This window comes from Mesorhizobium sp. M0296, assembly GCF_040321675.1.
Lineage (GTDB): Bacteria > Pseudomonadota > Alphaproteobacteria > Rhizobiales > Rhizobiaceae > Mesorhizobium.
The window spans coordinates 23,967-37,459 of sequence record NZ_JAMYRZ010000051.1 but is presented as its reverse complement, the minus strand read 5'-3'; the positions used below and the strand labels follow the sequence as shown (position 1 = coordinate 37,459).

Genomic DNA, 13,493 nt, shown 5'->3' with positions numbered 1-13,493 from the left:
TATGATGTCGGCAGGTTCGGCGGCATTCCGGCCGCACCGCGAACGTCAGCTTCGGAGAAGCGCCGGAAAGGTCGGCAATTGGCGCACCTTACTCGTTCCAGTGGACGAGGCGAACAGCAACAAACCATCCATCTCGGCCATTGGCGGCAGCCAGTTGGTAGAGTTTGACCCTAGAACGCCAGCGTGTGAGACCGCCGCCGCCGGGGCGAGCGCATGCCGGGTCGGCACCCACCGGGTTCATCGGCGGGCGGGGCGGGATGGTTTGTGGGGCCCCGCATCAATGCGCGTGACCCCTCGCTCACAGACTGGATGATCGCGTTGAAGGCGGTGATCACTATTGAACAGAAGCCGCCGATACCAGGACGAAGCCGCGGGTCTTGTTCTCGTTGTCGGAGTCCTGGGTGTTCATGGCATCGAAAAGCTCAGATGTCTTCACCCACACTGGAGGGTATTTATACCGTGCGACATCAAGGATGAGGAAGCGGTCTGATTTCCCATCATAGGCTGCTAGCGGCGAGATATGGCCGCCCTTCTCCTGTCCGATTGCCTTGCGGAGGTAGTTGACGATCACGAAATGGTTCGACTGGCCGAGATGGGAACTCGCCAGCTTGCGGAACTCGTCGACTGAGCTGCGGCGGCATGATGGACTTCTGCCTTGACCGGCTGCGTCGCAAGAATTCCACCGATCTGATCGAGGGTCATACCTTTCTTCGCCAAAACATCTCGGGCGAGAATGGCGTCCGTTCGTTCATCGAGGACATTGTCCTGCGTGAAAGTGCGATAGGGCTCGTACTCCGGAACCGAAGGCGCCGGTACATTGAGCGCGTTCAGCACCATGACGATGCTGGCGACACCGCAATAGGACTGTGTCTTCTGCGTCAGAAAGTTGCTTGCGAGAGGGAAATAGGCCTCCCGTGCATCGCTTTCGACGAAGTAGTTTTCGCCAATATCAGAACTAAAGCCGGCCAGATTGTCAGGAGCTTCAGGGTTTCGGCGCTTGCGCTGGTGACGAACAGCCCAAATGCGACCACTGCCCCATGAACGAAGTGCTTAGACATGGCAACGTCTCCGCTGGATGATCGTGCGGCGTGTATCACCATCCCCGTTCAGGGTCGAAGGTCGGGTTCGAGAGGAGGGGCCGTATCAGGCGCGCCCGGCCGACAACTTCGTTCAAAGTTCGGGATCTCCTCATGGCCGGCAAAACCCAAATCGCTCTGAACGACCGAGTTCGACCCTTTTGGCGGTCGTTCAGTTGCGAGCGTCGCATGACGCGATCTGACCCTAACCGGTCCTTCTTCAGCCTTATCCTGAATGTCGCACATGCTTGTAAATCCGACATTGCGCTGGCGCTGTTCAGAGCGCTCCAGTTAGTTCGAGCGTCTGATGGCCGGCCAAGAGCGTGATTAGAAATCCGACAAACGCAGGAGCGTCCTTTCCTGCAATGCCTTGACCGTTTCGAGGGCGGCTAAGAGATCTTGGGCACTTCTAAGAGATTTGCTCGCAGCGGTTGGCGGTGCTAAACTTCAAAGCTGCCGCACTGATGTGTCCGATTGCGCCGCCTCCTGCCGCTGTTGATGTGTGTCTTCGGAGTGACGCAAAAAAGGCGGAGACCGGGATGATGAGCTTGACGCGCCGCGATGTGTTGATCGCCGGGAGTGCAGGGTTTGCCGGAGTCGCGCTCTTCTCACCGCTGAGCGCGCGTGCGAACGATGAAGCGCTGGAACTCGTCAAACAGCTCACCGGGCGGACGGCCACGGAGTCGGACCGCCTTCACCTGATAATGCCGGCGGTCTTCCCGACCGGTTACACCGTGCCTATGAGCCTCGACATCGACAGCCCCATGACTGAGGCCGACCACGTGAGGCAAATCCGCGTGTTCGCGCCGCAGAACCCGATCATCGAAGTGGCCAGTTTCCATTTCGTCCCGCAACGCAGCCTGCCCCGCGTGTCGACCCGCATCCGCCTTGCCAAACCGCAGCATGTCATCGCTGTCGCCGAAATGAATGACGGCAATCTGCTGATGACCACGGCTTGGGTTGACGTCGCCACCAACGGCTGCGCCTGACATCCGAGAGGGAGCCGGACAGTGATCACCCCCACACCACGCGTGATCCTACCAAGCGCTGCGGCGAAGGGCGACGTCTTTCAGGTCAAGACCATCATCAGCCATGAGATGGAAACAGGGCTGCGCCACGATGATCAAGGCAATGTAATCCCGCGCAAGATCATCAACAGGTTTGTCTGCCGCTACAACCAATCCGTGGTGTTCAGCGTCGATCTCCACGAGGCGATTTCGGCTAACCCGTTCTTCGAATTTTCCTTGCGCGCGACGGAGAGCGGCCGGCTCGATTTCGTCTGGGAGGAGGACGGCGGTGCCGTCTACACGTTGTCGCACCGGCTCACGGTCGGTTGAGGTGGCGACGCAATCGAGCTGCGCGAATTATGGCGTGACAAGTTGAGTGGGAGCGTGACCGGAAAACTCCGAAACAGACGGGTATTCAGCATGCGCCCCCTCGCGAGATCTGCGATTGCCACGGGCCTCGTGCTTCTCGTTAGCCAATCCGGCGCGGCGGCGGGGGCCGATCAAGGCGCTCAACTCGCCGCGACCTGTGCGTCCTGCCATCGCCTCGATGGCGGCGGCACAGGCGTTCCCAGCATCATCCGGCTTGGTGAGGAGAGGCTCACCAACGCCCTGCTTGCCTATCGGGCGAGCGAGAGTCCAAATCACATCATGCACGCTATCGCGCTGTCGCTCAGCGACGAGGAGATCGCGAGCGTCGCGCGCTATGTCGCAGCGCAGGGAAAGTAGCGCGCCATGAAATTCTGGACGCGTCGCGAGTTCGGCCGCCTGACTGGAGCAGCGTTGCTAACGGCGCTCAACCAGCCGAAGGCGCGGAGCCAGGCCAAGGCGCGTGTCGTCGTGATCGGCGGCGGCATCGGCGGCGCAACGGTCGCCAGATATCTCGCCGTCAGCGCCACGGCTATCGAGGTGACCCTGGTCGAACCGCGACAGAGCTACACGACCTGCTTCTTCAGCAATCTCTATCTCGCCGGGCTGCGCCCGTTCAAATCGCTCAGTCATGGTTATGAAGCGCTGGCAAAACAATATGGCATCACCGTCATTCATGAGTCCGCTGAAGCGATTCACCCGGCGGCGAAAACCGTTGCGCTGAACAACGGTTCGAAGCTCAGCTACGACCGTCTCGTTGTTGCGCCAGGCATCGCATTCAGGGATCGGGCGCTTGGGGGCTATGACGAAGCTGCGATGGAGATCATGCCGCACGCCTGGAATGCAGGGCCGCAAACCGAGCTGTTGCGCCAGCAACTGGAAAGCATGGAGGAGGGCGGCCTATTCGTCATCGTCGTCCCGCCGAATCCGTTTCGCTGTCCGCCCGCCCCCTATGAGCGCGCTTCGCTCATCGCCTCCTATTTCCAGCGCAGCAAACCCAAGGCCAAAATTCTGATCCTCGATTCGAAAGACAGCTTCAACGCGCAGGACCTGTTCCAGGACGCTTGGAACCGCCACTATCCGGGAATGATCGAATGGCTACCGGCCCAGTTCACCGGCGGGGTCACGGCGATCGACGCGAAGACCCGGTCGGTGATCACCGCGGGAGCAACATTCAAGGCCGCGGTGGCCAATGTCATCCCGGCGCAAATGGCCGGGCGCTTGGCGCAGCAGGCAGGGCTCGCCAATCAGTCGGGCTGGTGTCCGGTCGATCCGGTCACCTTCGAATCGGCGCTGCAGCCCGGCGTCCATCTGGTCGGCGACGCGATCATCGGCGGCGATATGCCGAAATCCGCCTTCTGCGCCAACAGCCAGGCCAAAGCCTGCGCCTTTGCCATCGCGGCCGATCTCACCGGATCAGCGCGTTTCCCGGCGCATTTGTTCAACACCTGCTACACCTATCTCGCGCCCGACGATGCGTTCAGCAACGCCATCAGCTTCAAGCCCGTCGACGGGAAGCTCAAGAGCGTCATCAGCTTCGTCAGCAAGGTGGGCGAGAGCGCCGATATCCGCCGGCAGGCTGCGCGCGCCGCGGAAGGCTGGTACGACGCCTTCACGCACGACGTGTTTGGCTGAAACGAAACTCAACTCCGCTCGACGGCCGGGCCGGCCATTGCGGAAATGCCGGCACCATTCTGGGCGCGCTCCGCCTCGGCGCCGGATCGTTGCTCCGGGACCAGCGTTGCAACAGGATCGGGCAGCCGCTCCAGCCGCAGCGAATTCACCACCACGAGGATGCTCGAGCCGGCCATGACCGCCGCCGCAAGGATTGGCTGCAGAAGTCCGGATGTTGCGAACGTCAAGGCGACGAGGTTGTAGCCGAACGCCCACATAAGGTTGGTCAAGATGGTCCGGCGGACCGCGCGGGCCACGTCGACGATCCAGGGCAGCATCCACAATCCGTCCGCAGGCAGCACGAGCGCCGCGGTCTCGCGGGCGAGATCGGTGGCGGAGCCGACGGCAATACCGACATCTGCGGCGGCCAGAACCGGCCCGTCATTCAGTCCATCGCCGACCATCGCCACCGAATCGTGGTCATGGCGGAGCCGATCCAGGGCCAGCCGTTTGGCCTCCGGCGAAAGGCCCGCTTGGACGTCCTTGATCCCGACCAGGGCCGCGATCCGCTCCGCCGCTTGCGCCAAGTCGCCGGTCAACAGCGTGGCGTCGAGCCCGCGCTCACGCAGGGCCGCGATCGTGGCCTGCGCCTCGGGAAGCGGCGAATCATCGAGCGACAGCACGGCGTGAACCCGCTCGCCCCAACCGACATAGACCACCGAATGACCGCTCGCCTCCAGCGACCGCGCACGCTCGGCCAGCGACGGGGGAAGCGGCCAGCCGAGATCATTCATCAATCTGCCGTTCCCTGCCGCCACGGGCCGGCCTTCGGCGCTGCCGCGGATGCCACGGCCGGGAACCATCCGGATCTCGCGGGTGACGAGCGGCGTGATCCCCCGCTGAGCGGCGGCTGCCGCGATGGCCCGCGCCAGACCATGCTCGGAATGGCGCTCCAGACCGGCGGCGCGCGCCAGTACTTCGTCGATGCCGACCTCCTCGCGGTCGACGCCGACGAGACGCGCTTTGCCCGCCGTCAGAGTGCCGGTCTTGTCGAAGGCGAGCAACCGTACACGCGCGAGGGTCTCGAGCACGCCGGGGTCGCGGACGAGGCAGCCGTGCCGCGCCAGCCGGCCGATGCCGAGCGATGTCGCCATCGGAGCAGCGAGGCCGACTGCACAAGGACAGGCAACCACCAGCACCGAGAGGCCAATCAGCAACGCCCGATCAAACGGCAATGACTGGGCCCAGTAAACGGTCGTCAGCCCGCCGAGGGCGAGGACGAGCGGCACGGACACGCCAACGACGCGATCGGCAAGGCGCTGGGTTGGACTGCGACGGCCCAGCGCTTCGCGCACCGACCGGCAAATCCGTGCCCAGCGGGTTGCGGTTCCGTCACCGCTGCTTTGGATCAGGAGCGGGCCGTCGATATTGATACTGCCGGCAATCACCTTGGAGCCGGCGCGCTTTGTCACTTGCCGGCTTTCTCCGGTAATTACGGCTTCATCGGTGTTCGATTCTCCCTCGACAACCACGCCGTCGACCGGAATGCGCTCGCCTGGCCGGACCCGCACCAGCATGCCGGCCGTCACCTCCCGCACCGGACGGCGGATCTCTGCCGCGCCATCGACCGCGGTCGCGCTCTCGCTTTCTGCGGCCAGAAGAGGTTCGAGGTCGCGCGCCGCCCTGGCGCGACCAACAGCCTCGAGATAGCGGCCAACTGTGAATAGCATCAGCACCATCACGGCGGTGTCGAAATAGACATGCGTGCTGCCCTCGAACACGGCAAATGCCGAATAGAGGTAAGCGGCAGCGACGCCAAGCACGATGAGTGCCGACGACGTCACTCGTCCCTGAATGCCATTGAGCCACATGTCGCGCAGATAGGGTCCGCCGAGAATCACCACCGCCGGCGTGGCGAAGATCCAGAGCAAAAAGTGAATCCACGGCAGCACGCCCGCATCGACGCCGGTGAACGCGTCCGAATAGAGGAGGAGGCTGAACATCATGATATTCATGGAGAGAAAGCCTCCCACGCCGAGCTGGATCAGAAGCCAGGCGGCTTCCCACTCTTCGTGTCTGCCGCTCTTCACCTGAAAGGCGATACAACAGCCGTAGCAGCAGAACGCGCAAGCCTCACCGTTGAGCCTGCGCTCCATCGGGCGCTGACCGACGGGCAGCGAACAATGGCTACAGAGGATATGGCCATGCGCAGTCATGCGGGATGCCCGCCCGGCCAGGCAAGGCCGATATGCGCGTCGGAAGGCAGGAGACCACGGCCGAGCGTGATGAGACCGAGCAAAAGAATAAAGCCACCAGCCAGCCGCACGCCGCGCCGCCGCCAGGCTGGCCCGAGTATCCGGCCAACGCCGCCCATCATCAACATCGCGGGGAAGGTTCCCAGTCCAAACGATGCCATGACGAGAAACCCGGAAAGCGCTCCGGCGGTGCTCGCCGCCTGGGCGGCGAAGGCATAGACCAGGGGACATGGCAGGAAGCCGTTGAAAACGCCAAAGGCGAGCGGTGCGGCGCTGCTCCGGGCCGTCAACAGACCGCGCAGGGACAATGCAAATGTGCTGCCGCCAAATCCGATCGCAAGGCGATGAAAGACCTGCAGCAAGCCGAAGAACTGCAACGCCATGGCAATCATGAGCAGGCCAGCGACGATCGCGAGAATTCGTTGGGCGATGTCGAGGGAGCCGTTCAAGAGCGGCGCCGCCGTTAGCCCTTGCGTGGTGCAGATGACCTGACCGATCGCGCCCGCGAGCCCGCCCAGAAAGCAATAGGTTGTCAGTCGGCCGGTATTATAGAGCAGGTGGCGAAGGACGGTTGCGCCTCCCCCTCGCTGATCGCGGCCCAGCGCGCAGGCAAAGCCGCCGCACATGCCGATGCAATGAAAGCTGCCTGCAAATCCAGCGGCGAAGATCACGAGGTAGTAGATCATTGGCGTTTGCGCAGTGGCACGGACGCGGCGCTATTGCCGCACAAGATACAAAAGAAAGAGGATAAAGCCGACGGTGCAGCCGCCATAGATGAGGAAGCCAAGCATCTGCGGCAAGCCGGCGTCAGCAAGCTTGAAGACGGTGTCCTGTAGCATCCGCTGCTCCTATGTCAGCCGAAATAAAGACGAAGCACGTTTATCGTCAGCTCGAAGCACAGGAAAAGGAGGTTCAATGCGGCGACCCCAAGGAGAATTTTGGCTATCATCGTCTCCATCACTCCTGTCTTACCAGCCCTTGCGACCGTCTACTTAGAACAGACGGCCGGGCCCGAGCCCGCCCCAATAAACATACATGTAGTACAGCCCCCAGGCGAACAGCAGCACGTAGACGACGAGAAGCCATAGCGGAATGAATCCCACACGCGCCTGTATCAGGCCGCCGGCATAGTCCTCCAGTTCAGGGTGCGAGCTTTGACGCACATCCAGTTCCGGATGCGTCGGGCTCTCCGGATCGCTGCTCTGCAGATCGCTCATTCTCCATTTCCCTTTCAAAAAAACCATTGGCGGCTTTGTCGGTGCCGCTCAACGCGCCGGACAGGACGCCCCAGATGAACAAGAACAGGGCCGCCAGGCTCATCAGCATGGCGCCCGCATAGGGTCCGGTGACTTCAAAACCGAGCATGCGCTAACCTCCGGCGGGCGCCTGTTCCTCGCCAGGCGGAGCTGGCGGGCCGGACGCCGGCACCGACGGATCGGGCACATAGGCTCGCTCCGGCTTGTCAGCGACCAGTTCCAGATCGTTCAGCGCCGCGCGGGCCTCCTTCTTGATCGACAGCGGCTGCAGCGAGAGCGGGTCTTTATAGGCGGAAAGCGCCACCACGAAATAGGAAAGCGCCCACCGGTCCTCGTCCGGAAAGGCATCCCGATAGGACGGCATCGGCGTGCCGCTGAGGCCGGTAGTTATCGTCCGGAAGATGTCTTCGACGGCCGGGCCAGACTTGAACTGGCCGCTGGTGAGGTCGGCCGGCACGGTGGCGAACCCGATATCATCCTTGAGGCCGGCCGCCTTCTCGCCGTCGCCCTTGCCACCTTGGCCGTGGCACTCCCAGCACTTCGCTACCTGCCAAACCTCCTTGCCACGGTCCAGCATCGTCTGGGACGGGGTCGGCGGGCGCCCGATATACAACGGTGGGCCAGGCGGTTCCTCGACGAAGAAAGCGTAAGGACTGGCGGGATTGGAACGGTCAACCGCTAGCTCATACTTGATGTACTGGATCACCGCCAGCCGATCGTTGAGCGGCAATTCGTACCAAGGGGGCATTGCCGTGCCGCGGATGCCGCGGGTAATGGTGCGCAGCATGTCGCCGTTCGTGGGCAGGGGCTCCTTTGTCAATCTGAACTTGAAGACTGCGGACGTGAAGTTCCTGGGCCGCTGGTTAAACATAAAGGTGGCGGCCGGCCCGTTCCCGTCGCCTTTGGCACCGTGGCAACCGATGCAGCGGCGCTCATAGACTTCCTTGCCATAAGCAATCCATTCCTCGGAGCGCGGCATCGTCGCATCCATGACCTCCAGGCTTTGCGGCTCGAAAAGATCGCGCCATTTACCCCGGTTCGTGCCGAGCTTCTGGACGTAGGAAACAAGTGCCGCCAGCGATTCCGTCTCCGCCGCGATGCTGACGGTTTCGCCTGTGTATTCGTCGTTCGGCGTCAGGATGATCGGCTTTCTTTCGCGCGCCTTCAGCGGCACGAACAGCAACCCGTACGCATTGGGCGTCAGCTGGATCGCTTGCTTGCTGTCGAAGTCGAACAGGCCTTTGGTGGCCTCTGTCCTTTCCAGGGTCCGATTGCCAGCGCCGTCGTCAACGATACGGACGGCTGCATCGGGCTCGTGGAAGAGGCCGCGATACGGCGCCATTATCGAGTCCGGCACCAGCATCCGCGGATTGTAGAAGTGCGCCAGGTGCCATTCGTCGCTGTATTTCAGGCCGACGCGAGTCAGGTCCGGTCCGATCCGGCGTGTGCCTAACAGGTGCGGCACGTCATAGGCGTATTCGCCCGCCTCGCTGACCGGTCCCCAGCGGCGGATCTCGCCGGTCACCGGCCGCACGAATTGCGAATGGCAGTACCAGCAGCCTTCGCGCAGGTAAATGTTGCGGCCGCGACGCTGCTGCTCGGTGTAGTCCGTCGCCTCTGAAACCGTCCATTTCAGCTGGCCGAAATCCGTGCGCACCACCGAGGTCACGCGCGTAGTTCGCGAGGACGGCTCCACGAAGGGCAGCACGCCCTGCGTGATCACCGCAAGGGTGATACAGAAGACGCCGGCGAACAGCGCGAAGAAGCGAACGTTCACTGCGCGGGCCCTCCCGCCGGGGCCGGGATAGGCGCCTCCACCGGCCCGCGGGCGCGTCGCGCCTCAGTCGCCGGGCTGGTCAGTGCGGTCAGCATCAGATTCACCACCAGCAGCGACATACCGATATCCATGCTGATGCCTGCCAGGGTCCGCGCCAGCCAGTAGGGCTTCATCCAGACGAGCGAGTCGAGCCATTCGACCCCATTCATCCATTGATAACCCTGCTGCAGCCCGCCCGCTGTGAGGACCAGGCCCATGGTCGTGATGCCGACGGTGATCAGCCAGAACGACCAGTTGCCGAGCTTGAAGGACCAGAGTTCGCGCCCGAACAGCCGCGGCCAAGTATAGAGGAGGCCCCCCATCGCCCAGACGACGAAGGTGCCGAACACAGTGAGATGCGAATGCGAGATGACGAAATCGGTGAAATGGGTCGGCTGCTGCAGCTGCCGCAGCGCCTCGGTCGAGCCCTGGAAGCAGCCGACGAGATACATGAGCGAGCCCATGATCAGGAACTTCGCCGGCAAGTTCCTGCCGAACTCATGCCACCTGCCCATCATGGTGCCGAAGAAGTTCACCAGCACCGTCCACACCGGAATGATCAGCAGCATCGACGTGACGACGGCCAAGGTCTCGGCCCAGTCCGCGATCGGGCTGTAGAGGTAATGGTGAATGCCGACGAACGGGTAGAACAGTGCCAGGGACCAGAAGCCTACCAGCGAGAGCTTATGGGCATAGAGCGGATTTCGCGCGCTGACCGGCAGGAAATAGTAGATGATCACGTAGCCCGCGGGCGTTATCCACAGCCCGACGATGTAGTGCAGATAGAGGCCATGGAAGGCGGCGCTGTTGATGCCCGAGATCGTGTATGGCAGGATGAAGCTTCCAAGCACGAAGTTCATCGTCGTCCACACGAAAGTGGCGATCAGGTACCATAGCGCGACATAGATCGCCGGCTCGAGCCTTCGACTGATCGTGATCAGGAACTGCGCGGTAGCAACAGCCACCACGATGAAGAATGCGACCTTCGCGTAGAGCGGAAGCTCTCCGGCTTCCAAACCGTCACTGTCGCCGAGCAGCAAGCCGATCAAACCGGCAAGCGTTGCGACGTTCCAGACCCATGCGAGAAGAACCGACCACTCCGACCATATCACCCGCACCCCCGACAGACGCGGCACGAGATAGTAGCAAAGGCCGATGAAAAGCGTCGAGAAGGCGCCGAAGATGACACCGTTGACGTGGACCGGGCGCAGCCGGCCGAAGGTGAGCTCGAGGTTCCCCGATCCGAGATAGTCGGGGTAGTTGAAGGTGCCCGAAATCATGACGCCGACGGATGGCGTCACCATCAGCCAGAACATGCCGAAATAAAGCCAGGTCCGCACGACCCGGTTGTCGACCAGCGCATCCAGGTCCACATTCGCGAACTTGCCGCGCAGCACCATCGCAGTCTCTGCCAACGCATAGCCCTTCCCGCGCGGTTCCCGGGCCGCACGACTGCTTTAAGCCCACCGTTCCCCATCGAGGTATCACTCCGATGGCGGACTCGCTTCGCGCTCCCTGAAGCCGGTGCCCCCGGCTATCGACGAGACTAGTATTTGCCTGGCACCAACACCGAGCCGCTGTTCGACCAGGTGATGTACGCCTCGAGCGCCTTCATCGCCTCCGATTCGGGATCGATCTTCTCGCCCTGGCTCGGTTTCTCGATGCACCAGTTGATCATGTCGCGCAGTGTCGCGAACTTGGCCATCGACGCCTGGAACTTCGGGAACGCCTGCGGGTGGGTATCGGAGGCCATCGGATGGCACATGGCGCAGGCCCACCCGGTGTTCGACAGCTTGACGCCCAATTGCTCCTTCATCGCCGCATCACCATGGAACAGGAGGTCTCCTTTCCTGACCTCCTCCATGAACGCTTCTTGATAGAGTTTCAGCTGCTTTGGCGTCACCGGATCCTTGTTGGCACTGGCCGGCCCGACGACGGCAGCTGCGACGACTGCTCCGGCGACGGTGGAACGCCTCAGAATGCACAGGAATGTCGATGTGTTTATCATAGCCACCACCCTTATGGATTTGCCCATGGGTACTGTTTGTCGGCGATGCGTGACCGTATGACCTCCGCAATGCTCTTGTCGTGGTCCTCCGGCGACTGGACGAACACCTCCTTGCGGCCCCACATGATGTACTCGACATCGACCTTATCGTCGGCGTTGACGTTCACGGTTTCCCAACCGACCCCGTCGAAGGGATCGCCCGGATCAACACGGATCATCGGCTTGGTAAGCTTGGGCAGGCCTTCCGGCGCATACGGCCACGGCCAGGAGGTCGCCAGCATGCCGATCGAGCGCATGCTGCCGATCTCGTTGTAGAGCACCTGGTGCACATGACCGTGGATGTTGGTGACTTTGGTATAAGGCTTCAGCACGTCATTCACTTCGCGCCAGTCGCGCACCCAGAAGTTCCAGGGCGGGTAGTACTCGTACAGCGGATTATGGCTGAAGATGACGATCGGTTTGGACTTATCCCAGTCGGCGAGTGTCTTCTGCATCCAGTCGAGCTGGTCGCGGCCGACGCCGGCCCACGCGCCGGCAACCGTGCCGTCGAGGGTAGCCATATGGCCCATGCGCTCCTCTGGCGTCATCTTCTTCGCTGTCCAGTAGTCCGGTCCCCGGCTGACCGTATCGAGCCCAATGAAGCGCACGCCCTTGTGATCGAAGGTCCAGTTGGGTTGGCCGAACAACTCGCCCCACTTCTTGCCCATATCCAGATACCAGTCATGCTCGCCCGGGATGTAGTATTTCTTGATCGTCAGATCCTTGAGGAGCTCAACGCCAAGCTCAAGTTCCTCGATCTTTCCGAGCTGGGCCAGGTCGCCGCCGAAGATCAGAAAGTCGGCCGGCGGATCCATGGCCTGGACCTCTTGCACGGCGCGCACCACCTTGTCGACGAAGCGCGTGTTGAGGGATCTCTCGTAGAGATGGGTGTCCGAAATCCAGGCAAACTTGAAGGGCGCTTCGGCGGCGTGAGCGACGTCGATGGTGTTGAGCAGCGGCCACCACGCGAAGGTCTGGCCGACGGAAGCAGCGCCGAACAGCAGCGATCTGTGAATGAAGGTGCGGCGGGTGATTTGGAGCGAGTCGTCGGGGCGTACGCCAGGCTGCTGCAGCACCGCATGCATTTCGCGCCGAATGCGGTCAAGCTCGTCAGACATCAGGGTTCCTCCTCAGTGCAGACCGTTTCTTAAAGCGTCGGTCTTCTCGCAGGAACGCGACCCTGTTGAATCAGTGGGTCGCCCATTTTGTTATTTTTTCAGTTCAATCGTCAGACTGGTGGCCTTATTCTCCTCTACCTTTACAGGCTGCTCGATGGGCCCGGTGAAGGGATGGATCGCCACGAGCTTGTATTCCCCCGGCGGAACATCGGTTATGCTGAATTTGCCATCGGCGCCGGTGACCGCGTAGTAGGGATTGTCCACCACATAGACCCAGCCCTCCATCCAGCCATGCGCGTCGCAATCGATGCGGACAGTGCCGGCACGCTTCAGTTCGACCGGTATACGCTGGCCCTTATTGGGCAACGCCACGTTGAAGGCGGTGCGCTTGCCATAATAGCCGTGGGTGTTGTGGAGCACTGGGTCGCTGTTGACCACCTCCAACGATCCGGCCGGTATCATCTGCACCGCGGGCTCAAAGCGACATTTGAGGTTGTTAAGCTCAGGCAGCTTTCCGGGCTGCGGCCAGGCCTTTCCCTGTGCCACGTCGACCAGCTGCACCGCCGCGTTCAGCACGGCCTGATCGCTGCCGACTTCGATCAGCGGCTCCTCGCGGGGGTCGCCGCACACCTCGATATTCTTGGTGGGGATGATCTTTGTTGTCGGCACATCGCCGCGGTAGACGATCGTACCCTCGATCGTTCCGCCTCCCGTGACCGGACCCACTTCGTAGGCTTGCGCAGGCGCGGACATTGTCGCAACGAAAGCGATCGCCGCTAGTCCGCTCATCAATTCGCGAATCGTCATAAAAGCCACCTCCTTCAAGAGAGATGAGGGGCAACTTTTAAAAATAGAGCCTAACCAGTGCCATGTCTAGTCATCCAGCAACAAAATATGATAAAGTGGCGTGATTTAGGCGAGTTTGTTAATCACAAACA

The 13,493-nt window shown here is 61.8% G+C and carries 13 protein-coding genes and 1 pseudogene; 4 read left to right on the top strand and 10 right to left on the bottom strand.

All coding sequences use genetic code 11. The features are described 5' to 3' along the window. Positions 1–334: 334 nt before the first annotated feature. Positions 335–948: pseudogene (locus tag NKI97_RS31330) on the bottom strand (phytochelatin synthase family protein). Positions 949–1,615: 667 nt separating this feature from the next. Here NKI97_RS31330 and NKI97_RS31325 point away from each other — a divergent pair. From NKI97_RS31325 to NKI97_RS31310, 4 genes are read left to right on the top strand one after another with little or no spacing between them, the layout of a single operon-like run. After that, positions 1,616–2,065: a thiosulfate oxidation carrier protein SoxY gene (locus NKI97_RS31325; protein ID WP_352749396.1), complete on the top strand. Its 450-nt coding sequence runs from the start codon at positions 1,616–1,618 to the stop codon at positions 2,063–2,065. A 21-nt stretch (positions 2,066–2,086) separates the two neighbouring features. Further along, complete coding sequence (gene soxZ / locus NKI97_RS31320; RefSeq protein WP_352450394.1) at positions 2,087–2,413, top strand: thiosulfate oxidation carrier complex protein SoxZ; 327 nt, start codon at positions 2,087–2,089, stop codon at positions 2,411–2,413. Positions 2,414–2,467: 54 nt separating this feature from the next. After that, the gene (locus tag NKI97_RS31315; RefSeq protein WP_352450395.1) at positions 2,468–2,809 is read left to right on the top strand and encodes a c-type cytochrome; all 342 of its coding nucleotides are present in this window, start codon (positions 2,468–2,470) and stop codon (positions 2,807–2,809) included. A 6-nt stretch (positions 2,810–2,815) separates the two neighbouring features. Further along, positions 2,816–4,084: an NAD(P)/FAD-dependent oxidoreductase gene (locus tag NKI97_RS31310; protein ID WP_352450397.1), complete on the top strand. Its 1,269-nt coding sequence runs from the start codon at positions 2,816–2,818 to the stop codon at positions 4,082–4,084. Positions 4,085–4,092: 8 nt separating this feature from the next. Here NKI97_RS31310 and NKI97_RS31305 read toward each other — a convergent pair whose 3' ends face one another. The 9 genes from NKI97_RS31305 to NKI97_RS31265 form a co-directional block, all read right to left on the bottom strand. Further along, positions 4,093–6,219, bottom strand: coding sequence for a heavy metal translocating P-type ATPase (locus tag NKI97_RS31305; RefSeq protein WP_352749410.1), 2,127 nt, complete (start codon positions 6,217–6,219; stop codon positions 4,093–4,095). 56 nt (positions 6,220–6,275) lie between these two features. Then, on the bottom strand, positions 6,276–7,004 hold the full coding sequence (locus NKI97_RS31300; RefSeq protein ID WP_352838188.1) for a sulfite exporter TauE/SafE family protein: 729 nt from the start codon (positions 7,002–7,004) through the stop codon (positions 6,276–6,278). A gap of 30 nt (positions 7,005–7,034) precedes the next feature. Beyond that, complete coding sequence (locus NKI97_RS31295; protein WP_352450399.1) at positions 7,035–7,157, bottom strand: hypothetical protein; 123 nt, start codon at positions 7,155–7,157, stop codon at positions 7,035–7,037. Between the two features lie 153 nt (positions 7,158–7,310). Beyond that, positions 7,311–7,535: a hypothetical protein gene (locus NKI97_RS31290; protein ID WP_023718671.1), complete on the bottom strand. Its 225-nt coding sequence runs from the start codon at positions 7,533–7,535 to the stop codon at positions 7,311–7,313. 151 nt (positions 7,536–7,686) lie between these two features. Beyond that, positions 7,687–9,351, bottom strand: coding sequence for a cbb3-type cytochrome c oxidase subunit II (locus NKI97_RS31285; protein WP_352838186.1), 1,665 nt, complete (start codon positions 9,349–9,351; stop codon positions 7,687–7,689). Beyond that, on the bottom strand, positions 9,348–10,790 hold the full coding sequence (locus NKI97_RS31280) for a cbb3-type cytochrome c oxidase subunit I (RefSeq protein ID WP_352749413.1): 1,443 nt from the start codon (positions 10,788–10,790) through the stop codon (positions 9,348–9,350). Before NKI97_RS31280 ends, NKI97_RS31285 begins: the two co-directional genes overlap by 4 nt. Before the next feature lie 146 nt (positions 10,791–10,936). Continuing rightward, entirely contained in the window at positions 10,937–11,398 is a 462-nt protein-coding gene (locus NKI97_RS31275; protein WP_352450401.1) for a c-type cytochrome, read from the bottom strand. A gap of 11 nt (positions 11,399–11,409) precedes the next feature. Next, positions 11,410–12,555, bottom strand: coding sequence for a metallophosphoesterase family protein (locus NKI97_RS31270; RefSeq protein ID WP_352450402.1), 1,146 nt, complete (start codon positions 12,553–12,555; stop codon positions 11,410–11,412). 90 nt (positions 12,556–12,645) lie between these two features. After that, complete coding sequence (locus NKI97_RS31265; RefSeq protein ID WP_502895038.1) at positions 12,646–13,344, bottom strand: hypothetical protein; 699 nt, start codon at positions 13,342–13,344, stop codon at positions 12,646–12,648. Between the last annotated feature and the right edge of the window lie 149 nt (positions 13,345–13,493).